We start from the raw sequence: 21,621 nt of genomic DNA, 5'->3' as shown, positions 1-21,621 counted from the left end.
GGGCACCATGGAGAGGATACACTCAAAGCAGCCGCAGGAGGTCATCGGGTATTCCATAATGGTATAGAAGTTGACGGCCTCAATGGTGCGCTGTGAGTTGTTAAAGGTAAATTCGTTAAAGGACTGCCACTGGCCCTTGAATTCGTCAATAATGCCTTCCTTGGGCACCGGCTGGTTGGCGCCGTGCGGGTTGATTTCATAAGCCGCCTTGGCATCGAGCCAGCTCACCGCGCCGCAAAGACCGACCCGTTCGGGAGCGATTACGCACACGTGGGTGGGCGCAAAGCTCTGGCACAGGGTGCAGGAGTAGAAGGTGTCCACTTTCTCGTCCCGCAGCTCTTTGAGGCGGTCGTCACGTTTCTTGTAGTATTCTCTGGCTGTTTCGCGCATTTCGATAACCTTTTGCTCATCACTGTAAATGGTTACCGCAATACGGTCTACGATGGCAGAGAACTCGGATTTAAACTTGGCGTACAGGATTTCTCCGATATGCTTTAAGCGGAAGCCCTTGGCGTAGGCGTCTTTACTGATCCTGACCCACATGATATCGCGCTGGGCCACGTGCCACAGACCTTCGCCATAGTTGGTGAAGTAGTGGATGCGGCGCTCCAGCACGGGCTCGAAATCTTCCTGCATTTTGCGGCCGTATACGTCTACCACGATACCGATGGGCATTCTGCCGCCTTCGGCCACGGTGTCGATATCCGGGCCGACCAGCTCGATCTTGCCGTCTTCGATGGTGTCGTCGCCCATGCAGACCAGCTCGAAGCCCGGAGTCTTGGTGCCGCCGAATTCAACGTACATGTCTTTCTTGCGGATGGACTCGCCTTCAAAGGCGGGGCCGACGGTGATGGGCACGTCGATGTCGACGGCGGTGATTTTAATGCCCCGCACTTCCAGACAGGTCTGGACTATTTTTTCGTAATCGGGTTCGCTGACGAACCAGTCTTTAATTTGCTTGTCTTCCGGCAGCTCCTGGTCGGTGATGACCGGGAAGCCCACGTTGATGGCGCCCATGGCGGCTGCGGTTTTGACCATGTCATGCTCGCCGAGGTAGAGAATGAAGGCCAGCACGCGGCGGCGCTGGTAGTCGCGCTGTGCGTCATATGCACCTGCCGGGATGCCGCCGAACATCATGCCGGCGCGCAAGGCGTAGTTGGCTGCGTGTACTACCTGGGTGAAGTTGCCCAGCGGGTAGGCGATGTAGTCAACGCCCAGCTTGACGCCTTCTTCCATTAACTGTTCAATTATTTCATCGCAGAGGAACAGCATCAAGCCTTTAGCCATCAGGCTGTCTACGATTTTCTTGGCATCTTTACTGGTTTTGGCGCGGCCCAGAATAACGGCTTCGCCGGGGATGGTCCAGTCCACCATTTTGGTGCCGTACTGGCGCACCACGGGATCGCCGATAAACCCGGTCCAGGGGGCCTGGTAAAGTGGTTCCTCTTTAGTGTTTTTGATGTATTTGACAGCCTCAATGATGTCGGCGGCGTACCAGGTGGCCTCGCCCCACTTGCGGGCGTTGGCAAAAGTTTTTTCTTCTTTAACGGCGTTGCGCATCCGGTTTAATACCGGCACCATGTCGCCGAGGGTTTTAATTTCTTCGCCGCTCAGACAGCGAATAACCGGCAAATAATAAGCGGTATCGGGATAGGCTACCGGCTGGTTTTTGCCGTAAGTGCGGATGGCCTGGTTGAGCAGGATCTCCGCGTAGCTCAAAGCGGTTATGGTCCCTTCGTAGGCCTCTTTGAACAGCTTCTTGGGTTCTTGGCCCGGTTCTATGACGCCTTCGAAAATTTGATCAAAGTTGATCTGTTCAGACATGCGTTATCCTCCTTTCGACCACTGGGATTAATAGTTCTGGCAAAGGGCGGTTTCAAGGTCTTCAGCAACATGCTTATGCACGCCCAGTTTCCAGGTACGATATTCAAGAGCGCTGAGCATCTTCTTGGCTGCTTCAGCTGGATCCATTTCAAAGATGAAGTATCCACCGTAAACATCGCCGGCAACCTGGGTTACAATGCTGTATATGAGGTCGCTTCCTTCTAATGGAGGCATAGCGCCAACATGCACCGGTGAACCCATGGCAACATACCAGGAGCCGATGGCTACGGCTTTACCGCTCATTGCTTCAGGCGCAGTGGCTACAAACGGAACCTTCGGGGTGTCTACACCCAATTCGTTGGCCATAGCCATCAGCAGGTCGGAGCACCTGGTGTTATCCACACAGGATCCCATGTGAAAGATTGGCGGTAACGCAGTGCTGAGATTGGAGTTTTCGCTGATGCGGGCCAGGAACTTCTTGAGTCCTTCGCCGGCATACTCGTCAACAGCGGCCGGGTCAAGCAGGCCTAGTTTGGCGCAGGCTTGCATGGCGCAGCCGGTACCGATTACAAACACGTCATTTTTAATCATTTCCTTGGCAATGGTGATATGGCTGTCATCCTGCGGCCGTTTAACGTTGTTGCAGCCGCACATCAGGCAAACGCCCTTCAGTTCGCCATTCTTAATAGCGTCAGTTAGCACCTTGACAGGGTTGTCCGGGTTAACGGAAGCAAAGATATCAAGCAGGGCTTCAGTACTGAAACCGGCAACCACTTTATTAGTAACGTTTGGAATGTGAACACGGCTGCCATCTCTCAGTTTATAGGCTTCAATAGCCATGCGAATTGCTGTTTTGGCATCTTCAAGAGCAGTTGGCGCATTGTAGTCAAGGTGAGCGGCGCCCGGGATCTTAACAATCGGTGAAGTTGTAATTAATATAGTATGGAAGCATTCGGCCGCGGTGCGCAGTGAAGGCATAATGCACTGTACATCCACTACCATGCCGTCAACAGCGCCGGTAGCAATGGCGTATTCCTGTGAAGAGAAGGAAGTTAAAATAGGAACACCCTGGCGCATGAGCACTTCGTTGCCAGTGCAGCAGATTCCCATACATTTTACGCCTTTAGCTCCGGCAGCTTTCGCCTCGCTTTCCATTTCACGGGCGGCACGTACGATAATCTCACTGAGGAGCGGGTTATGGCCATGCAGCACCAAGTTTACGCACTCGGGATCAAGTACTCCCATGTTCGCTTCGCTTACAACCGGCTTGGGAGTGCCGAAAATGATGTCGGACAGGTCAGTTCCAACATGCATGCCAACGTAGTCGGCCAGGGCTACCCGCAGGGCGCTGAAAATTAAGTTAACAGGATCGTTATCCATACCTACGTGAGCCTGGGTAACAAGTTTGGATATGGTGTTATAAACGCCGCTGGGCATGATGTTATGGGAACGGAATTTGTTCAGACGACCTTCAGTTACGGTAGTTTTTACCCAAGTTGACTCACCGAAACCATCCAGACGACTGTAATCGGCAAGCGCAGCCTCGGCTAATTCTTTGGCCAGGGTAGTATCATCTTTCCCTTCTATATCTATGCCTACGCGTTTAGCCACAGCTTGCAGTTTGTTGGTATCCGTTATGCTGTAATCAGGTGCATGACCTTCAGCAATTTCTAAAAGCGTATGAGCCATATGACTTGCGTGTTCACTGTGTGAGGCGGCACCGGTAAGCAACATTAGACCTGTGCTGCGTGCAGCAATGGTCCAGGCACTGGCGCCGCATATGCCTCTGCTGCCAGGTCCTTCATCGGCTTTGATACGGCAAGGACCCATCATGCAGAAACGGCAGCAAATGCCTTTGTAACCAAACTGGCATTGCGGTTGCTGGGCTACAAAGCGATCATAAGCTGTAATCATGCCACTTTCCTTGGCAATGTCATACATCTCAGCGATGCCCGGATCAATGGAGCGTTTTATGCTCTTCGGGTCAACCACTCTGGGTGCACCAGAAGGCCTGCAGGTGTGGCTTGGATCTCTAAACCTTGGCATTACTTTAACCTCCTTAAAAGTAAAGTTAACTGAATAACTAGTTTGTATGGTGCAGCCGGAAACTCCCCAATTCCCCAACTGGTACCAAAATTAACAGCTATTTAATTAGATTTACCACCCACCTCTCTCAAAATAATATGGCAAACCTTTTCCATCTCAGCTAATAATTCTTTATCCATTTCTACTGCCGGAGACGGTTCCATTGCGTTTGCCCATATTGCCTCAGAAAATTTAATATAACCCAGGATTAAATCATCCGGGAAATTCTTGGCTATAAATTGTTTTTCGCTTTCAGAGCGAATTTTATTGGCTATAACACCAATTTTAGGTATACCAAGATCCTTGGCCATTCTTTCGACTTGCTTGGCAGTGTTTACACTATTACGACCGGGTTCAACAACAACCAGCATCATGTCCACCCCTCGGGCGGTACCTCTTGATAGATGCTCGATACCGGCACCCATGTCCATAATAACAGTATCTTTTTGATCCAATAACAACGAGGTTATCAATGCGTTTAAAAAAGTATTTTCCCTACAGTAACACTCAGATCCCCCCTTTTTGGGATCACCCATTCTAAAAAAACGAATGTTACCAAGTTTATAGCTGTAGTCATCAATAAAATCGTCTAACTTGGGATTAAGACTATAAAACGCCCCGGTACCAGTTTTGCTACGTATTGCTTCGCGCATTTCCACAACAGGTTTTAAATTAAAAGCATCGTCATCAGGAACGCCGATGGATGCTGCCAAACACGCGTCCGGATCAGCATCAATGGCATATACGGTGCCCTCATTCCGTGCTAAAACCTTTATCAAAGCTGACGCTATCGTTGTTTTACCGACGCCGCCCTTTCCTGAAATGGCAAGTTTCATTGCTACCACCCCTGCTACTAATTGTTTACACTTCTACATTTAAATTACGCCGAATTGTTAATAAAACCCTTTTCCAAAAATTCTGTGCATCTAATTTCAAATTCAACGCAGGTTGACTTGTTTCCTGCTTAGGAGTAGTGATTAATTTTTGTCTCAAGTAGATCATGATTAAAAATTGCCAACAGCATATTCTAAAAATTTTAAGCTAACCCTGTCAGAATTCTTCGACGAAAACGATTAAATTCCTTCCGCCAAAAATCAAAAAAATGGACATATGTTAATGGATTAGGGAAACATAAGAAATTTTTTACGCAAAATTCTATATTCTATAATATAGCCGAATAATAAGATGATAAATGCTACCAGACTAGCAAGCTTAAATAGTTTTAGCTTAATTCTCAAAACGTTAATTTGATTTTCTTTCTCTAGAAGTTTTTGATCAAAATTATTTTTTTCCTCTAATATCTTGTTTTTATCTGCATTTATTGAATTATTGTTTTTTTGGAGAAGGCTGATTTTTTCTTCGGCCAACAGACATTGTTTCTGTAAATCCACAATTCTTTTTATACTCATTGGATCATTGGAATTGTTGAAAAACTCGTAAAGAGTGTTGCCAGGCATATTGGAAGGCGGATTAATGCCATATAGTTCACATATGGTCGGCCCTAAATCAAGCAAGTCACAATAATAGTAATTTGCTTTAAAATTAAGATTATACCTGAACATTAATAACGGAGGTTTATCTGAATCTCCGGTAATAAAAATGGAAGTTTGATCTATTTTTTTTGAGTTAATTAGATAGTTTAATAAAAGGCCCATTTCATTGTCGACTAAAGACCAACGGCGAAATTCTGAGGTTTCTGATGCATTAACGTCATCCAAGTATATTGTCACAAAACTGTAATCTTTTTCTGGAGGTAGCGAAAAATATTGGTTTAAAACCTCTTTATCATTAGTGCCGGATATTAAATCCAAACTATTATTATCGCAATACTTCTTTTGTATTTCACCGGAACCGTCGATAAACATGCAGTCGATGCCATTTTTTGATAACATTTTAGGCAAAGAGTAAGTTTTATTCTCGTCGCCAAATAAAGTATAGATACTTTCGGGGAATACTTGCGGCTTTGATACATTGGAATAGCTAGTAGAACTATCAGCTAAACTTTTTAAGTTAGGAAGCTTTTTCCCTTCAATATCAGATACGCTGAGACCTTTTATGTAAATTAAATAGATGTAATTATCAGACTGCGCATATGCAGCAGTGCTCGTCCAACTACTCAGAATGCCAAATAAAATTAAAACAGCAGCAATAAACCTTATTACCATCACAGAGAACCTCCTTTTATTTCCATATTATAGATATAGTCTGGATAAAGTATCTTTTATTCCTTTATCAAAGGATTTTTTAACATTTTATTTTGCTCGCGCTGTTCAGGAGTCAATTTTGAATATTGAATTCTGAATACCTCAACAGTATGTATAAATATCTTTTTTTGAGACCATAATATTAATACTCCGCTTTGGTGAGTTCTATCTCTCCCCGTCCGGCTTTACAGCCGGGCTTTTTTTATATTTGATCCAGCTTGAAAAACGTTGACAACACTGGAAATAAAACTGTAAAATTGCCATAATGCAGGCCTAATCAGAAGTCAGGAGTCAGGAGTCAGAATAAAAGAATGTTTATTGGCCCGTAGTATTTAAGAATTCTGATTACTGAATTCTGAATACCTAAAAATAATACAAATTCAGGGAGATGAATTAAGTGGCAAAAGTTTATTATGATCATGATGCAGATTTACAATTCCTAAAAGGAAAAAAAATTGCGGTTTTAGGTTATGGCAGCCAGGGACATGCTCAGGCTTTAAATTTAAAGGAAAGTGGCATTGATGTCGTTGTTGGCCTGCGAAAAGACAGTTCAAGTTGGGAGAAGGCTGAAAGTGCCGGATTAGAAGTTAGGATTGTGCCAGAGGCATGTGCCGCAGCAGATATCATTCAGGTATTATTGCCGGACGAAATTCAAGGCCGGGTTTATGCGGAAGAGATTGAGCCTTATCTTGAAGAAGGAAAAGCGTTAATGTTTTCTCACGGCTTTAACATACATTTTAACCAAATCGTGCCGCCGAAAAATGTAGACGTATTTATGGTTGCCCCCAAAAGCCCGGGGCATCTGGTACGGAGAATGTATGAGGAAGGTAAAGGAGTACCGGCATTGATTGCAGTTTATCAGGATTATACCGGTAAAACCAGGGATTTAGCTTTGGCTTATGCCAAAGGCATCGGCAGCACAAGGGCAGGTGTATTTGAAACCACTTTTAAAGAAGAAACTGAAACAGACTTATTTGGTGAGCAGGCGGTACTGTGCGGTGGTCTTACTGAACTGATTAAGGCTGGTTTTGATACACTGGTCGATGCCGGATATGCTCCGGAAATGGCGTACTTTGAGTGTCTTCATGAGATAAAACTAATTGTTGACTTAATTTATGAGGGCGGCCTTGGTATGATGCGCTATTCGATCAGTAACACCGCCGAATACGGCGATTACAGCCGTGGCCCCAGGGTGATAACAGAAGAAACCAGAAAAGAAATGAAAAAAATTCTTAGTGAAATACAAAATGGTGAGTTTGCCCGCGAATGGATGCTGGAGAACCAAGCCAACAGACCAGCTTTCAATGCTGTAAAGAAACGGGAGCGCGAACTGCTTATTGAGCAGGTTGGCGCTGAAATTCGTCAGATGATGCCCTGGCTTAAAAAAAATAAGTAGGAATATAATTACAAAAATATATAACTATTATTCAGAAAACTATTATTCAGAAACGGCCCGTTTGTTTAACGGGCCGTTTGACGTAAAAACAATAGGCATCTTTACAGATCACAATAGATACTGATAATAAGAAAAATGCGACCTTCTATTGTTCGTTTTAAACGATACACAGAAGGTCGCATAATAATTGATTTGGTGCGGCAGAAGGGACTTGAACCCCCACAGGCGTTACGCCCATAAGAACCTGAATCTTACGCGTCTGCCAATTCCGCCACTGCCGCCCATAATTTAATTGCCGTTTGCACAAAAGTAATGTTAACATAGATAGTTGCCTGTGTCAATACAAATATTCATCTAGAACCAATAAAGCTACTTTCGTGTTAAACCGAAAGTAGCTTTAAGAAACTTTTAGTTAAGCCGCCGGGTTATTTACTCTTGTGATAGCGCCGGCCGGGCATGCACGGAAGCATCTTCCGCAGCGAGTACAGCTATCGGCATTAATAGCGTAATTGGCATTATCATCAATGTAAATGCCACCATCCCTGCATTCCAGTTCGCACGCCGCACAAGCCATGCAAGACGCGGAATCCAAAATAAAGTTGAATTTAAATGTTTTCTTCTTTTCGGCCAAAGGTAATTCCCCCTTATAATAGAAGTAATTGTTTTAAGAAATTGTTCTTCATTTCAGAAAAAAATCCTGCACGATAGTAAAATATAATATCAAAAAAATATATGGTAAACAATAAGAAGAAATCAAAACTATTCAGGAGTCAGAATTAAAGGAGGAAAAATAATGGTTAAAAAAATTAAAGGGTTACGTGCAAAAAATTTTTATGGGTATCGGCCTGTTTGGGAAATGGGAAGAGCGGCAGATGCTAAAAAAAATCAAAAGATTGTAGGAGTTAACCGTCCCGGCACATAAAAAACTCGGTTAGTTAACCGAGTTTTTTATTGGCTGGGGCGGCTGGATTCGAACCAACGAGTGACGAGTCCAAAGCCCGTTGCCTTACCACTTGGCTACGCCCCACTATTATTGGTGGAGGGGGCAGGATTCGAACCTGCGAAGGCATCGCCGGCAGATTTACAGTCTGCTCCCTTTGGCCGCTCGGGAACCCCTCCAAAATTCGGAAGTTAGAAGTGGAAGTTGGACTTGTTCCAATTTCTAACTTATAATTTTTAATTTGTGGTGACCCCACCGGGATTCGAACCCGGGTTACCGCCGTGAAAGGGCGGTGTCTTAGGCCTCTTGACCATGGGGCCATATTGGTCGGGATGGAGGGATTTGAACCCCCGGCCTCCTGCTCCCAAGGCAGGCGCGCTAGCCAAACTGCGCTACATCCCGAAAATCTAAACGCAAAAACTATTTTAGCTTAAGCATTATCTAAAGTCAAGGCTCGGTTAAATAATATTTTTTATCGCATCTGTTAGCTGGGCGGCATTACCGCATTGGAAAACAAAATTACAATAAGCTGCATAAGTGTCTAAAATGCAGTCATCAGTATTCCACTTGTTTTTAGCCAACGGGTTAAGCCAGATGACCCTGCGGCATTGTTCAACAATGTTACGGAAATACCCTACTCCGTCAGGCTGCCAATTGTTCCGTGCGTCTCCGAGGATGATCAAACTGGTCTGATGACTTATAACAGGTAAAAATTTATGGTTAAATTGCTCCCAGACCTTGCCGTAATTGCTAAAACCCGTAGCCGAGATTTTTAACCCCCTGACCAGGTTTTGCGCTGATATCTCCGGCTGCTGGCGGGTTGATGTGATGATATCTGTAATTTCTTCAATTCTATCAACAAAGGCAAAGGAATGAATGCTTTTAAATCGATGCTGCATACCAATCAATATTTGCAAAAAAAACTGGCTGTACGGGGCAACCGAACCGGATAAGTCACACAGGACGACAATCTCCGGTCTGGAGGGTGCCCTTTTTTCTTTTTTGATAGTTAGTGGTATTCCCCCACTGGCTATAGCTTTTTTAACCGTGCGACGAATATCCACACTGCCTGTTGCAGCGGTTTTTTTGCTATAACCTTTTTTTATAGCCAATTTTAACCCCAGGTTAACAATAATTTTGCTTATTTCATGGAGCTGATCGGAATTTGCTGCTGCTATATCGATTTGCCATAGTCTTATTAGCACGGGCGGTTTTAAATTATTATCGCTGGAATGTAAAACTGTCCGATTATTGGTGCGGGTTGGGAATTTACTAACATTGGAATTAATATGATTAATGTCTTTTGACGATAATCTCCCGCCGCCGGCCGTGCCCTTGCCGGCGCCGCTGTTTGTGTCAGTGCCTAACTTATTTATCTCGTTGCGTATAGTATTTTTTAGCAGGTTAAGTTGGCTGCTAAAAGCTTCTTTTGATAACTTTGGCGGATTTTTTTTAATATCTTCAACGTCCAGGGGAGGAGGTATTATTTTCCCGTTTTCCGCCTCTATGCTTAAGATAAAGCTTTTTATTAAAGAAGGCAGAGCCAGATAGCTCTCCTTGTCTTTGGTGAGCGTGCATAACATAGCTGTTTCAATTTCGCAATGATTTAAACCAATAAGATCCAGAGCTTGATAAAAATCAACTATTTCACTGGTTGAAAATTTGATACCTGCTTCAGCTAAGTATTGCATCAATTTAGCTATTTGTGCCTGCATGGGTAAGCATCCTATTCATAAAAATTTTCATAGCTTCAAATATGCTACTAATTTGATCTATAGCGGCAATTGCATCTACGGTATTGATTGTGGCGGAAAGTGTAAGCTTTAATTGCTTGACGTCATAAACGGCGTCAAATTCGGCTTCTCTTAATGTAAACTGGTGAAAACCCGCTTGTTTTTTGAAAGAAAAGAACTTCATAATATTTTCCGGAGATAAGACAATATTTTCTGCGGTATGAGATAGGTTTAATTGGTCAATCCCAAAAATACTTTTTAAGCTATTCAACAGCATTGCATTTAGAATATACGGGTTTTTTAATTCGATTTGGCAAAGGATTTTTTTCTTATCTTGTTGCTGCTTAAATGAAATATAGCCGGAATCATTGAAATTGACCATAAATGTGTCAGTTTTGTGGTTATAATCAACTGCTGCGTGACGATTATTTATAAAATCCTGCCACCCTTCGGCTGATACCTGTTTTAGCGAGTGAATAATTGGTCCCGAAACGCGCAGTGGCAGAACTTGATCCTTAAACTCAGGGGAAATCGGTTCCATTAGATCATGTAATGAAATCTGATCAATACACTCCTGACAGTTATACTGGCTGTCTCGGAAATGTGGTAAAAATTTAATTTTGGCGGTGACAATGTTCCCTTGAACTGCCAACGCCGCATGGGCAACAATGGCCACATCCCTGGAGCGCCATTCGGCCATTCTTATTCCCAACAGCTCATTATTTTCTAAATCAAGGTGACTTACTTCATGCAAATAGGAAAGTTGCTTGACCGGATCGTAGCATCTTGCTGTCAGCAAAATTTTTGCGTCGGTTACAGGTTGGTGAAATTGGCCGGCGTTGCTGATCTGTGCTACGGAAAACAACATAGGAATGACTCTCTCAGCCCATTGCAAAGAGCTTAATTTAAGCAGCAGGTAATTTTCAGTAATATGAAGAATCAAGTCAGGAATCTTTATTGTATCCCCGGTTGCCGTGACGTCAGGTTCACGGGAAAGCATCGTTAATAGATCTGTTTTCTTTTCTACCTGTCTGGTAAGAATTTCTATTTGCATTTGGTCCCCCTAATGCTGCATTTAAATAAATTCTATCATGTAAGGAGCACTTTTAAATGCCACTGAATATAAAATTTTATCAAAGCATTGAAAACGTCATCAGCGGGCTAACAAAACAGAAATATATTGTCAACAGAAAAGTTGCAACCGCGGTATTTCTGGCTGGACGATTGGGTAAGCCATTATTGATCGAAGGGCCGGCGGGAGTGGGCAAAACCGGACTTGCCGTAGCTCTGGCCGGGGCCCTTAATACCGAACTGTTCAGGCTTCAGTGTTACCCCGGGCTTGATGAAAGCAAGACACTTTACGAGTGGAATTACCAAAAGCAATTATTGCATATGCAAATGTATAAAGATGAAGTAGATGTTTTTTCACCGGCATATTTATTGGAACGGCCTTTACTTAAAGCTTTTCGTTCCTCCAGGCCGGCGGTATTGTTAATAGATGAGATAGATAAAGGTGAAGAGGAACTGGAAAGCTTTTTACTTGAGGCTTTATCTGAGTTTCAGGTCAGTATCCCTGAATTGGGAGTTGTAACGGCTGTCCATAAGCCATACGTGGTTTTAACCAGCAACAGTACCCGCCAGCTAAGTGATGCTTTGAAAAGAAGAAGTATCTTTCTATATCTATTATACCCCGAAGCAGCTGTTGAAGAAGCAATTATTAATTTGAAAGTTCCGGGGATATCTCAACGGCTATGTAGCGGAGTAGTCAATTTCGTGCAGGAGCTGAGGAGATTAAGATTGAAAAAAGCGCCAAGTATTACTGAGTCCATAGATTGGGCCAGAACTTTATTGTTACTGGGCCGGAACGGGATAGATGCCCCACTGGTTCGTGAAAGCCTAAATGTATTATTAAAATATGAAGAAGACATAGCCCGTGCCGAATTAAAGATTGATCAAATGATTCCGGGTAAAATTGATGATGATGTTCAAAATAATTTAGCTGCCAATAATTTAGATACCAGTAATTCAGATAATAGTAACAAGATTCAAGCAACTGAAATTAAACACGACTTAACAAGGTTTGATTTTTAAAAGATAGTTTTAAGCAGGAACAATTGTTATTAAAAATTTTCTTCTGCGGGGTCCGTCATACTCACAAAAGAAAACTTTCTGCCAGGTGCCCAATTGCAAAGACCCGTTTTGTACCGGTATTGTTTTTTCAGAACCGGTTAGGAGTGTTTTAATGTGGGCGTGAGAATTGCCTTCCATATGGGTATAATTGTTTGATTCAGGGACCGATTGTCTTAAATAGGTTAGTATGTCGAAAACAACAGCAGAGTCTGCCCCTTCATTTATAGTTACACCCGCCGTGGTATGCGGTACATAAACGTTGCATAAACCGTTTTTTATCTCACTGGCACGAAGGATACGGTTTATCTGAGAAGTGATATCAATAAACTGTTCCTTCTCCTCTGTTCTGACTTCCACTATTTCTTGTATGCGCATTTTATACACCTCGTTTTTGCTGGGTAGTTATAACCTGAATAGAAATAACCTGCCCTTATGGCAGGCTATTTCTTTATGGATAATAGTTACAATAAAAAACTACAGGCTTTGTGCCGCCCTGAACCCAAGGTTAAAGGTTAATATTTCAAGCTTAACTGACAGGTCAACATTTCTTATTTCAATCTCATCTGGAACGTTTAATGCGACAGCTGCAAAATTTAATATGGCTTCCACACCATTTTTAACCATTAAATCTGCTACTTCCTGGGCTGCACTGATTGGTACGGCAATTACTCCAATGCGGATGTTTTCCCTCTCGGCAATTTCTGGAAATTTTGATAAGGCTTGAACTTCAAGTTTACCTATTCTCTTGCCAATTCTCGTAGGGTCTTTGTCAAAGACGCCGGCAATGTTAAAGCCCCTGACATTAAAACCACGATAGGTACACAGGGCAAAGCCAAGGTTACCGGCTCCCATAATCGCCAGAGACCAATTTTGATCCAGTCCCAGTATTTTTAAAGTATATTTCATTAAATCCTTAACGTTATACCCTACCCCCCTGGTACCGAATTCACCGAAATATGCAAGATCTTTTCTAACCTGGGCCGGACTAACACCTACCCCTTCGGCAATTTCACCGGATGATACGGTGGTAACCCCATTTCTGTCCAGTCTTTCTAAAAATCTTGAGTAAATTGAAAGTCTCGTTACTGTTGCTTCCGGTACCCGCAAGGTTTTCAAAAACTTCGCCTCCTAGAAATCCAACCTTTTATGTTATGTTATTAAATTCACATGCTTTAGATATTTATAACACCTCAAAATAATATTGTCAAATGACTTTCTCCAATTTGAATAAAAATTACCTCTAACGGACGAAATATGGGGGTGAAAAACGATTCTACTTTAACCGGGCAACTTCAGCAAAAGAATGATATGCTGCTTCAATGGTCCGTTCAATATGTTCTTTGGTATGTGCCAGGGACATAAAAGCGGCTTCATACTGAGAAGGAGCCAGGTAAACGCCTTTGTCCAGCATTAATTTAAAGAAATGGGCGTACTGCTCCGTATTGGACCTTGTAGCTGTCTCAAAATCATAAACGTCGTCAGATGTGAAAAATGTACACAGCATTGAGCCAACACGTTTAAAGATTAAATTTAAACCTGCCGCGCCGGCTGCTTCCCGTAAACCTTTTTCCAACTGGGCGGATTTTGTTTCTAATTCTTCATAAACCCCTTCTTCTTGGAGTATTTTAAGAGTCGCTATCCCCGCTGTAACCGCCAGCGGATTTCCCGATAGTGTACCTGCCTGGTAAACGGGGCCGGAGGGTGCAACTTGGGACATTATTTCTCTCTTTCCTCCATACGCGCCTACCGGTAAACCTCCGCCAATAATTTTACCCAAGCAGGTCAGGTCCGGTTCAATGTCAAATAATACCTGGGCGCCACCGTAAGCCGACCGGAATCCGGTCATAACTTCATCAATAATTAAAACAGCGCCGTATTCGCGTGTTAATGCTCTTAACCCTTTTAAATAGCCGGGTAGAGGTGGTACAACACCCATGTTTCCGGGTACCGGCTCAACTATTACTGCGGCGATTTCCTGTCCTGTTTCTTCAAATACCTTCCTTAAAATATCCAAGTGATTAAAAGGAACGGTTATTGTGTGTTCTGCCGTACTTTGTGGCACTCCGGGACTGGTAGGAACTCCTAAAGTTAATGCGCCTGAACCTGCTTTAATCAGCAGAAAGTCGGCATGACCGTGGTAGCAGCCTTCGAATTTAACAATTTTATCCCTGCCTGTATAGCCGCGGGCCAGTCTTATTGCGCTCATGGTAGCCTCCGTACCTGAGTTGACAAGTCTGACCATGTCCATAGCCGGCAGGGCATCAACTATTATCCGGGCCAATTCGGTTTCCAATTCCGTTGGCGCCCCGAAGCTGGTCCCCTGCTCCAGGCATTGATGCAAAGCTTCCATTACTTTTGGATGCCGGTGCCCCAGGACTAAAGGTCCCCAAGACCCTACGTAATCGAGGTAAGTATTCCCGTCTACATCTTCAATTAAGGCTCCCTGTCCTCTTTTAATAAAAACTGGTGTTGAGCCGACTGATTTAAATGCTCGAACAGGGCTGTTCACCCCGCCGGGGATAACTTTTTCAGCCTCACTGTAAAGCTGCCTGGATTTTTTTAATTTCTCTTGCATTTTAACACCACCTTATTCAATCCATAAAATATTGCATGCTGCTTTTTTTAAGCTCTTTAGTACTAAAAATTAAGCGGTAATTATGTATACCGGTTGCGTTGGCAATTTTTTGGGCTTTTTCCTTGCACTCATCGCTATTCATACCATGTAGCACCGTAAAAAGCGTATAAGGCCATCCTGGCTGGCTCGGTCTTTGGTAACAGTGTGTTACCTCTTTGAATTCAGCCATCTTTGGGCCAACTTCAGCTATTTGGGTTTCAGGCACTTCCCAAACAACCATCGCATTGGCTATAAAACCTAGATCCTGGTGACGTAAAGCCGCGCCAAAACGGCGTATAATTCCCTGATCAATCATTTTGGTTATTATGTCCATTAATTCCTGTTCAGTAATACCGATTCTTTCAGCAATCAGCCGGTATGGTTCCGGAACAAGAGGGATATCGGACTGAAGTTCTCTAATTATTTGTTTTTCCAGTTCGCTTAGCATAATAACTCCTAGAGGTCAAATTTTACGCGTACTTTAAATACTTTTTGCGAGGGCAGGTTAAGTACTTGGGTGATGCCGGTTCTCGATAATATATCATTTAATATTGATTCAATTTTTTGCTCTGATTCAGCCAGCAGGGTAAACCACATATTATATTCGTGGTCACGCAGATAATTATGAGTGATCCCGGGGTATTCAGCGATGACCCCTCCCACTCTTTCTATATCCTGTGACGGCACTTTCATGGCGCACAGTGTTCCCACATAGCCTACTTTTCTAGAATCAAACAGCCCGCCCAGGCGCCTGATAATGCCTGCCTGCCGCAGCTTGTGAATTCTATTGATAACCTCTGCTTCTTCTAATCCCAATTTTTCGGCAATCAGCCTATATGGCCTTGAAACAACAGGAAAATTAGTTTGAATTAGCCCGAGAATTTGTTTATCTATCCGGTCCAGTTGCATATACTAACCCTTTCTTGCCCCATATAAGCACCAGGGCTCTTCAGCCATGTAATCGCCATGGTAATAATTGGCCCTGGCCCTGCACCCGCCGCATATTTTTTTATATTCACAGCGGCCGCAGCTGCCGCTGTAATCCAATGTGCGCAACCTTTGCAGCGTTTCATTCTCCTGCCATATTTGATTAAACGGAGTTGTGCGCACGTTGCCGAGCGGGATATTCAGGTAGGCGCAGGGTTGAACGTCACCACGCGGGCTGATGATGCAATAGGCTGTTCCCGCCAGGCAACCCCGGCTAAAGCGGGTATTAATTCCCATTTGCCGGGCGATGCGCATAAACTGCGGGGCACAGGTTGGCTTTAGCTCTATGTCCACCTGTCCCTGCTTAGCCATAATCTGTTTAAGCAATTGTTCGTATTGCTCGGCCCTGAGGGTTTCAGCTTCAATATTCACCGCCCTGCCTGTCGGGACCATAAAAAAGATATGGTGGCCCCGTGCGCCTTTTTGGACGGCCAGGTCAGTCAATTCTTCCACTTCACCGGCGTTCCATTCCATCACTGTAGTATGAAGCTGAAAGGGTAAGCCAGCTTCCAGACAAGCCTGCATTCCGTCAATCGCCGCCTGCCAGCAGCCGGGGGAATTCCGGAAACGGTCGTGTTCGTCCGGCCGGGCACTGTCCAAACTAATTCCGATGGCCAAAGCGCCGGCATTTTTCAGCGCCCGGGCAGAATTACTGTCAATAAGCGTGCCGTTAGAACCCAGTACAGGTCTCAAACCCGAGTGCGCGGCATATTCAATGAGTTCGTAGATATCGTCTCTCATTAACGGCTCACCGCCGCTAAAGATCATTATCTTAAATCCTGCTGCCGCAATTTCGTCGATTAGCTTTTTACCCTCTTCAAAATTTAGTTCCTCTTCAGCCTTTGCCCCGGATTCACGATAACAATGTTTACAGAACAAGTTGCAGGCATTAGTGGTGTTCCAGGAAACCAGCATCTTAATTACCCCCGGATGTTATTAAATTTGGTCTTCCAGCCAACGTGCCGCGTCTGGAGCGTGATAGGTTATAATCATATCCGCCCCCGCCCTTTTTAGACCGGTAAGGGTTTCCATGGTTAACCTTTGCTCATCAATCCAGCCCATTGATGCGGCGGCTTTGATCATGGAGTACTCACCGCTGACATTATAAGCTGCCACAGGGTGTTCAAAATTTTCTCTTACAGCAGAAATTATATCCATATATGCCATAGCAGGTTTAACAATTATAATGTCGGCACCTTCGGCTATATCTTGTTCGGCTTCCCTCAGCGCTTCACGCTTGTTGGGAGGGTCCATCTGATATGCTTTCCGGTCTCCGAATTGTGGTGCCGAACAGGCGGCTTCCCTGAATGGTCCGTAAAAAGCCGAGGCATATTTTACGCTATAAGACATGATCGGTATCTCTTCAAAACCTTCTCCGTCAAGCGCTTCACGTATAGCCTGAACCCTTCCGTCCATCATGTCGGATGGCGCGATCAAATCTGCTCCGCTGCGGGCGTGAGAAACCGCGGTTTGTGCCAATAGTTCAAGTGTGGGATCGTTTAATACCTTTCCTTCACGAATGATGCCGCAATGGCCATGATCGGTATATTCACAAAGACATACATCTGTAATTACCAGCAGTTCCGGGTAGTTATCCTTAATTGCACGCACTGCCTTTTGAACTATGCCATTTTCATCGTATGCGCCCGAGCCTAAAGAATCTTTATGATCAGGAATTCCAAACAGCAGTACCCCGGGAATGTCCAAGGCGTTTATCTGCGCTACTTCCTTTAACAACAAATCAATGGTCAGGTTATAAACACCCGGCATAGACTGAACAGGAACCTTTTTATCCTTGCCTTCAATAACAAAAAATGGGTAGATCAAATCATCAACCCGCAGATAATGCTCCCTTACCAGTTTGCGCATATTGGCACTGGAGCGAAGACGCCTGGGCCGGGCAACGGGGTAATACATAACGGCACCTCCCGTAAACGGTTAAAATTATTGAATTTCTTCGTTTGATAGATAGCAAGCAGGGTCTGAAGCCCAAAAGTCACCGTGTACCGCTTCAGCCCGTGCTCTGAAATTTCCATTGCACATATCCAAATAACGGCAAACAGCACAGCGGCCTTTTAGCAGGGGCTTGCGGTGCTTTAAACCATGCATTAAAGAATTATTGGTATCAGTCCAAATATCTGCAAATTTTCTTTCACGGATATTGCCTAAAATATAATTGCGTGTAAATTGGTCAGGGTGGACATTCCCAGACCAGCCTACTGATCCTATGGCCATGCCGGATCGGTTTCCGCCGTTCATCAGCAGCAATTGCCGCACCCTTTCAGCTCTTTGGGGATTGGTGTTTTTTAAGTACAAATAAATATATATGCCGTCGGCATGATTATCAACAGTTAATATTTCTTTGGGTAATCCCCTGCGTTCAAAATCCATAGTCTTTTTTATAATCAGATCCAGCACTTGCCGTGTCTCGGAATGGCTGATATCGGAATCAACCATCTGGCTTCCCCGCCCGCTGTATACCAGGTGATAAAAGCATACCCTGGGTATGTTCTCTTCTTCAATTAACTTAAATATATCAGGTAATTGCATAAAATTATGGCGGTTTATTGTAAACCTGAGCCCAACTCTTACACCGGCCGAACGACAGGCGCGAATGCCACTTAAGGCCTGGTCAAATGCTCCCTGGCGGCCGCGAAAGCTGTCGTTATTGGCACCTATGCCGTCCAGGCTTATGCCAACGTAGCTGATTTGAGTTTGCTTGATCAGCTTGGCCATGTCGGTGGTAATTAGCGTGCCGTTGGTGGAAATGGTAGCCCTGATACCCTTCTCTTTGGCGTAACCGGCCAGTTCAAAAAAATCTTTGCGCAATAAAGGTTCTCCGCCGGAGAAAAGGATCACCGGAACATTGAAATAGGCCAGATCATCAATAAAGCTTTTAGCTTCCTCCGTGGTCAGTTCTTCTTTACCGGCTTGTTCGTCGGAACTGGCATAGCAGTGCATGCACTTTAAATTGCATGACCTGGTCATGTTCCACACAATCACCGGGCCGGCGCCCGGTGCCGTGCCGTTGGGCTGGCACCCGGAATTACTTTTATAGCGCAACGAATCGCCGTAATTCTTCGATCCGCAAAGCAATCTGCTTACACTTATCATTATAACCCCTTCATATCAATGGAATTGACGTTATCTAGAATTGCACTGACTAAACCGGGAATAGTATATTCCTTTGCCACTATATCACAACGCAGCCCCAGATCTGAAGCTGTTTTAGCAGTTATGGGACCGATGCAGGCAATCCTGGTGTTTTCGAACAGGCTTGTTTCCGAAGGTCCTATGCCAAGCAAGGTAATAAAATTTTTTACCGTTGAAGAGCTGGTAAAGGTAATAATACTAATTTTACCGGCTGCCAGCATTTCTTTAATTGTATCGGAGTTGATCGATGCCGCCAGCGTTCTGTACGCGATTACTTCATCAACTTCAGCGCCAAGTGCCCTTAATGATTCGGGCAATAATTTTCTGGCGATATCGGCCCGCGGCAGCAATATTTTGTCCCCACGGGATATTTTATGCTTAAGCCCCTCAACTATCTCTTCTGCTCTGTATTCCGAAGGAATATAATCTACATTCAGGGCGAGAGAGCGCAGTTCCTTGCCAGTCCGGGGGCCAATGGCACATAATCTTATTCCTTTTAAATCCCGTATGTCACGGTTAAAGTGCTGAAAACGCTTGATAAAGCTTTTTACACCGTTTACGCTGGTAAAAACAATCCAATTGTAGGTATCTATAGTTTTAATTGAATTATCCAGAGGTGCAAAATTTTCCGGATCAGCAATGGTTATAGTGGGAAATTCAACAGGTTCTCCCCCCAGGTTTTCTATTAATTGGGAGAGGACGCTGGCTTGTTCACGGGAGCGGGTAACCAAAATCCTTTGGCTGAACAGTGGCTTGTTTTCAAACCATTTGAGTTTTTCCCTGAGTTTTACAACTTCCCCGACAATAATTATGGCCGGGTTTTTAAACCCTTGCTCCACTGCCAGGTGAGATATGCTGGCAAGGTCGCCGATTAAAGTTTTCTGTTCAGGCCGAGTGCCCCACCGGATTAGAGCAACAGGCGTCCGGGGTGACCTACCGTATTCCATCAGGCGATTGGCTATTGCCGGCAGGTTGCTCATGCCCATTAAGAAAATGAGCGTTCCAGTACCGGTGGCCAGCTTAGCCCATTCGATGTTCGAATTCTCTTTGGTGGGATCTTCATTGCCGGTGATGATAGAGACTGATGAAGTGAAATCCCTGTGGGTAACAGGGATTCCGGCATAAGCTGGTACGGCCACGGCTGAAGTAATACCGGGTACAATTTCAAAAGGAATTCCATGCTTCGAAAGTTCCTCGGCTTCTTCACCCCCGCGTCCGAAAACAAAGGGGTCCCCCCCTTTCAAACGGGCTACTGCCAATCCCTCTTTAGCCTTATTAACCAGCAACTCGTTAATTTCACTTTGAGTGAGGGTGTGTCTGTCCGGCTGTTTGCCTGCAAAAATAATTTCTGCGTCCGGCCGTCTGTAATCCAGCAGACGCGGGCTGGCTAAACGGTCATAAACAATAACATCGGCCTGTTTAATGCATACTAAACCTTTAACTGTGATTAGACTAGGATCACCCGGTCCGGCGCCAATGAGATAAACAGTTCCTTTATTCACCATCATCTATACCAAACTCCTGTCTGGCTCGGGTTAATATTTCCCCCGCGCCTTGCTCTAGAAGCATTTCAGCAAGTTTTTCACCAAGGTGTTCCGCTTTTTCGGCCGGCCCGGAAATACTTTGGCGAACCGCTTGTGTGCCATGAAGATCGGCAACGATTCCTTCCAATGTCAGATGGCCGTTTTCAACTCTGCCAAGTGCCCCTATCGGCACCTGACAGCCACCTTCCAGCCTTTTCATGAAGGACCTTTCTGCTTCAATTGCAATTCTGGTTATTTTATGGTCTATAGCGGAGATTACATCCATTGTAGCACAGTCATTAGCACGTAATTCCACACCTATGGCCCCCTGGCCAACTGCCGGTAAACAAATATTAAATGGTATGTAATCTGAAATCAAATGCTCAAACCCCATCCGTTTAATACCTGCATATGCGAGTACAACGGCATCAAGGTCTAGTTCTTTCAGCTTTCGTAAACGTGTTGTCAGGTTTCCCCTGATGTCCAGCATTTTAAAGTCCGGCCTGTAATTCAAAAGCTGGGCACGCCGTCTTAAACTGCTTGTTCCGATGCGTGCCCCGGCTTTCAAATCATTTAACTTTTCACCGTTTTTCGCTATCAAAACATCCCCGGGATACTCTCTTTCGCAGATTGCCCCGATAATTAAGCCACCAGGCAATTCGGTGGGCAGGTCCTTCATGCTGTGGACGGCCAGGCTGATACGACCTGCCAGCAAAGCGTGTTCCAGTTCCTTTGTAAACAGGCCTTTATCGCCTATTTTGGCCAGCGCAACGTCAAGAATGTTATCACCTTTTGTTTTCATGCCATTAATAACAACAGGAAGGCTGGGGTTGTGCTTTCGCAATTGTTCGGCAACCCACTTGGACTGCCACATAGCCAGATCACTATCCCGGGATCCAATTAATATTTTACCTAACATTTTGCCTCCTGAACCTTACGATGCTGTTGCTTATAGGACAATAATGTCCAATATTAATTTAAAAATTTCGGGTGTGTCTAAATAAAGACCTCACCCGATAGAAATATACATAA

General features: G+C 44.5%; 20 protein-coding genes and 5 tRNA genes. 3 read left to right on the top strand and 22 right to left on the bottom strand.

Going from position 1 to position 21,621, the window contains the following annotated elements:
• From acsB to BM056_RS02515, 4 genes are all read right to left on the bottom strand, one after another.
• Positions 1-1,824: acetyl-CoA decarbonylase/synthase complex subunit alpha/beta (acsB, locus tag BM056_RS02530; protein ID WP_092468370.1), on the bottom strand; the 1,824-nt coding region annotated here is incomplete at its 3' end.
• Positions 1,825-1,851: 27 nt separating this feature from the next.
• On the bottom strand, positions 1,852-3,870 hold the full coding sequence (gene cooS, locus BM056_RS02525) for an anaerobic carbon-monoxide dehydrogenase catalytic subunit (RefSeq protein WP_092468368.1): 2,019 nt from the start codon (positions 3,868-3,870) through the stop codon (positions 1,852-1,854).
• Between the two features lie 101 nt (positions 3,871-3,971).
• Positions 3,972-4,745: an ATP-binding protein gene (locus BM056_RS02520; RefSeq protein ID WP_092468366.1), complete on the bottom strand. Its 774-nt coding sequence runs from the start codon at positions 4,743-4,745 to the stop codon at positions 3,972-3,974.
• Positions 4,746-5,030: 285 nt separating this feature from the next.
• The gene (locus BM056_RS02515) at positions 5,031-6,077 is read right to left on the bottom strand and encodes a hypothetical protein (protein ID WP_131820708.1); all 1,047 of its coding nucleotides are present in this window, start codon (positions 6,075-6,077) and stop codon (positions 5,031-5,033) included.
• Positions 6,078-6,510: 433 nt separating this feature from the next.
• Between BM056_RS02515 and ilvC the strand changes: the two genes are divergently transcribed.
• Positions 6,511-7,509 carry a ketol-acid reductoisomerase gene (gene ilvC, locus BM056_RS02510; protein WP_092468362.1) on the top strand — a complete coding sequence of 333 codons (999 nt, stop codon included), beginning with the start codon at positions 6,511-6,513 and terminating at the stop codon, positions 7,507-7,509.
• A 193-nt stretch (positions 7,510-7,702) separates the two neighbouring features.
• Here ilvC and BM056_RS02505 read toward each other — a convergent pair.
• Positions 7,703-7,790, bottom strand: a tRNA-Leu gene (locus BM056_RS02505).
• Between the two features lie 131 nt (positions 7,791-7,921).
• Positions 7,922-8,140, bottom strand: coding sequence for an ATP-binding protein (locus BM056_RS02500; RefSeq protein ID WP_092468360.1), 219 nt, complete (start codon positions 8,138-8,140; stop codon positions 7,922-7,924).
• Between the two features lie 162 nt (positions 8,141-8,302).
• On the opposite strand from BM056_RS02500, the gene BM056_RS27125 reads away from it, so the two are divergent.
• A complete protein-coding gene (locus BM056_RS27125; RefSeq protein ID WP_274377502.1) occupies positions 8,303-8,431 on the top strand; it encodes a hypothetical protein in 129 nt (42 codons plus the stop codon).
• A 30-nt stretch (positions 8,432-8,461) separates the two neighbouring features.
• Here BM056_RS27125 and BM056_RS02495 read toward each other — a convergent pair.
• From BM056_RS02495 to BM056_RS02470, 6 genes are all read right to left on the bottom strand, one after another.
• Positions 8,462-8,536, bottom strand: a tRNA-Gln gene (locus BM056_RS02495).
• 7 nt (positions 8,537-8,543) lie between these two features.
• Positions 8,544-8,628: transfer RNA gene (locus BM056_RS02490), tRNA-Tyr, on the bottom strand.
• Positions 8,629-8,693: 65 nt separating this feature from the next.
• Positions 8,694-8,769 (bottom strand) — tRNA-Glu (locus BM056_RS02485).
• Positions 8,770-8,773: 4 nt separating this feature from the next.
• A tRNA-Pro gene (locus tag BM056_RS02480) sits at positions 8,774-8,851 on the bottom strand.
• Between the two features lie 56 nt (positions 8,852-8,907).
• Entirely contained in the window at positions 8,908-10,164 is a 1,257-nt protein-coding gene (locus BM056_RS02475) for a VWA domain-containing protein (protein WP_092468358.1), read from the bottom strand.
• The gene (locus tag BM056_RS02470) at positions 10,145-11,236 is read right to left on the bottom strand and encodes a hypothetical protein (RefSeq protein WP_092468353.1); all 1,092 of its coding nucleotides are present in this window, start codon (positions 11,234-11,236) and stop codon (positions 10,145-10,147) included. Before BM056_RS02470 ends, BM056_RS02475 begins: the two co-directional genes overlap by 20 nt.
• A 56-nt stretch (positions 11,237-11,292) precedes the next feature.
• Between BM056_RS02470 and BM056_RS02465 the strand changes: the two genes are divergently transcribed.
• Complete coding sequence (locus BM056_RS02465; RefSeq protein WP_092468351.1) at positions 11,293-12,273, top strand: AAA family ATPase; 981 nt, start codon at positions 11,293-11,295, stop codon at positions 12,271-12,273.
• A 9-nt stretch (positions 12,274-12,282) separates the two neighbouring features.
• On the opposite strand, the gene BM056_RS02460 is transcribed toward BM056_RS02465, so the two are convergent.
• From BM056_RS02460 to hemC, 10 genes are all read right to left on the bottom strand, one after another.
• Complete coding sequence (locus BM056_RS02460) at positions 12,283-12,687, bottom strand: secondary thiamine-phosphate synthase enzyme YjbQ (RefSeq protein ID WP_207648113.1); 405 nt, start codon at positions 12,685-12,687, stop codon at positions 12,283-12,285.
• A 99-nt stretch (positions 12,688-12,786) separates the two neighbouring features.
• Positions 12,787-13,428 carry a redox-sensing transcriptional repressor Rex gene (locus tag BM056_RS02455; RefSeq protein WP_092468349.1) on the bottom strand — a complete coding sequence of 214 codons (642 nt, stop codon included), beginning with the start codon at positions 13,426-13,428 and terminating at the stop codon, positions 12,787-12,789.
• A gap of 157 nt (positions 13,429-13,585) precedes the next feature.
• Positions 13,586-14,887: a glutamate-1-semialdehyde 2,1-aminomutase gene (gene hemL / locus BM056_RS02450; protein ID WP_092468347.1), complete on the bottom strand. Its 1,302-nt coding sequence runs from the start codon at positions 14,885-14,887 to the stop codon at positions 13,586-13,588.
• 16 nt (positions 14,888-14,903) lie between these two features.
• The gene (ahbB, locus tag BM056_RS02445) at positions 14,904-15,374 is read right to left on the bottom strand and encodes a siroheme decarboxylase subunit beta (RefSeq protein WP_092468345.1); all 471 of its coding nucleotides are present in this window, start codon (positions 15,372-15,374) and stop codon (positions 14,904-14,906) included.
• Positions 15,375-15,382: 8 nt separating this feature from the next.
• Positions 15,383-15,835: a siroheme decarboxylase subunit alpha gene (ahbA, locus tag BM056_RS02440; protein WP_092468343.1), complete on the bottom strand. Its 453-nt coding sequence runs from the start codon at positions 15,833-15,835 to the stop codon at positions 15,383-15,385.
• Between the two features lie 3 nt (positions 15,836-15,838).
• On the bottom strand, positions 15,839-16,828 hold the full coding sequence (gene nirJ2 / locus BM056_RS02435) for a putative heme d1 biosynthesis radical SAM protein NirJ2 (RefSeq protein WP_092468341.1): 990 nt from the start codon (positions 16,826-16,828) through the stop codon (positions 15,839-15,841).
• A gap of 21 nt (positions 16,829-16,849) precedes the next feature.
• Entirely contained in the window at positions 16,850-17,830 is a 981-nt protein-coding gene (gene hemB / locus BM056_RS02430; RefSeq protein ID WP_092468339.1) for a porphobilinogen synthase, read from the bottom strand.
• A gap of 27 nt (positions 17,831-17,857) precedes the next feature.
• Entirely contained in the window at positions 17,858-19,027 is a 1,170-nt protein-coding gene (gene nirJ1 / locus BM056_RS02425) for a putative heme d1 biosynthesis radical SAM protein NirJ1 (protein WP_092468337.1), read from the bottom strand.
• Positions 19,027-20,574 carry a uroporphyrinogen-III C-methyltransferase gene (gene cobA / locus BM056_RS02420; RefSeq protein WP_238456272.1) on the bottom strand — a complete coding sequence of 516 codons (1,548 nt, stop codon included), beginning with the start codon at positions 20,572-20,574 and terminating at the stop codon, positions 19,027-19,029. The genes nirJ1 and cobA overlap by 1 nt, the downstream gene beginning before the upstream one ends.
• Positions 20,561-21,508 carry a hydroxymethylbilane synthase gene (gene hemC, locus BM056_RS02415; RefSeq protein WP_092468335.1) on the bottom strand — a complete coding sequence of 316 codons (948 nt, stop codon included), beginning with the start codon at positions 21,506-21,508 and terminating at the stop codon, positions 20,561-20,563. Before hemC ends, cobA begins: the two co-directional genes overlap by 14 nt.
• Between the last annotated feature and the right edge of the window lie 113 nt (positions 21,509-21,621).

It is taken from the genome of Desulfotruncus arcticus DSM 17038, assembly GCF_900113335.1.
Classification (GTDB): Bacteria; Bacillota; Desulfotomaculia; order Desulfotomaculales; family Desulfallaceae; genus Desulfotruncus; species Desulfotruncus arcticus.
This window is presented reverse-complemented; position numbering and strand designations above follow the sequence as displayed.

Excerpts from the sequence above, each read along its gene's own strand:
- hemC (WP_092468335.1), bottom strand. The coding sequence starts at position 21,508 with ATGTTAGGTAAAATATTAATTGGATCCCGGGATAGTGATCTGGCTATG.
- cobA (WP_238456272.1), bottom strand. The coding sequence starts at position 20,574 with ATGATGGTGAATAAAGGAACTGTTTATCTCATTGGCGCCGGACCGGGT.
- hemB (WP_092468339.1), bottom strand. The coding sequence starts at position 17,830 with ATGTATTACCCCGTTGCCCGGCCCAGGCGTCTTCGCTCCAGTGCCAAT.
- nirJ2 (WP_092468341.1), bottom strand. The coding sequence starts at position 16,828 with ATGCTGGTTTCCTGGAACACCACTAATGCCTGCAACTTGTTCTGTAAA.
- BM056_RS02470 (WP_092468353.1), bottom strand. The coding sequence starts at position 11,236 with ATGCAAATAGAAATTCTTACCAGACAGGTAGAAAAGAAAACAGATCTA.
- cooS (WP_092468368.1), bottom strand. The coding sequence starts at position 3,870 with ATGCCAAGGTTTAGAGATCCAAGCCACACCTGCAGGCCTTCTGGTGCA.
- ahbB (WP_092468345.1), bottom strand. The coding sequence starts at position 15,374 with ATGCTAAGCGAACTGGAAAAACAAATAATTAGAGAACTTCAGTCCGAT.
- BM056_RS02460 (WP_207648113.1), bottom strand. The coding sequence starts at position 12,687 with ATGCGCATACAAGAAATAGTGGAAGTCAGAACAGAGGAGAAGGAACAG.
- BM056_RS02465 (WP_092468351.1), top strand. The coding sequence starts at position 11,293 with ATGCCACTGAATATAAAATTTTATCAAAGCATTGAAAACGTCATCAGC.
- nirJ1 (WP_092468337.1), bottom strand. The coding sequence starts at position 19,027 with ATGATAAGTGTAAGCAGATTGCTTTGCGGATCGAAGAATTACGGCGAT.
- ahbA (WP_092468343.1), bottom strand. The coding sequence starts at position 15,835 with ATGCAACTGGACCGGATAGATAAACAAATTCTCGGGCTAATTCAAACT.
- BM056_RS02520 (WP_092468366.1), bottom strand. The coding sequence starts at position 4,745 with ATGAAACTTGCCATTTCAGGAAAGGGCGGCGTCGGTAAAACAACGATA.
- BM056_RS02475 (WP_092468358.1), bottom strand. The coding sequence starts at position 10,164 with ATGCAGGCACAAATAGCTAAATTGATGCAATACTTAGCTGAAGCAGGT.
- BM056_RS27125 (WP_274377502.1), top strand. The coding sequence starts at position 8,303 with ATGGTTAAAAAAATTAAAGGGTTACGTGCAAAAAATTTTTATGGGTAT.
- hemL (WP_092468347.1), bottom strand. The coding sequence starts at position 14,887 with ATGCAAGAGAAATTAAAAAAATCCAGGCAGCTTTACAGTGAGGCTGAA.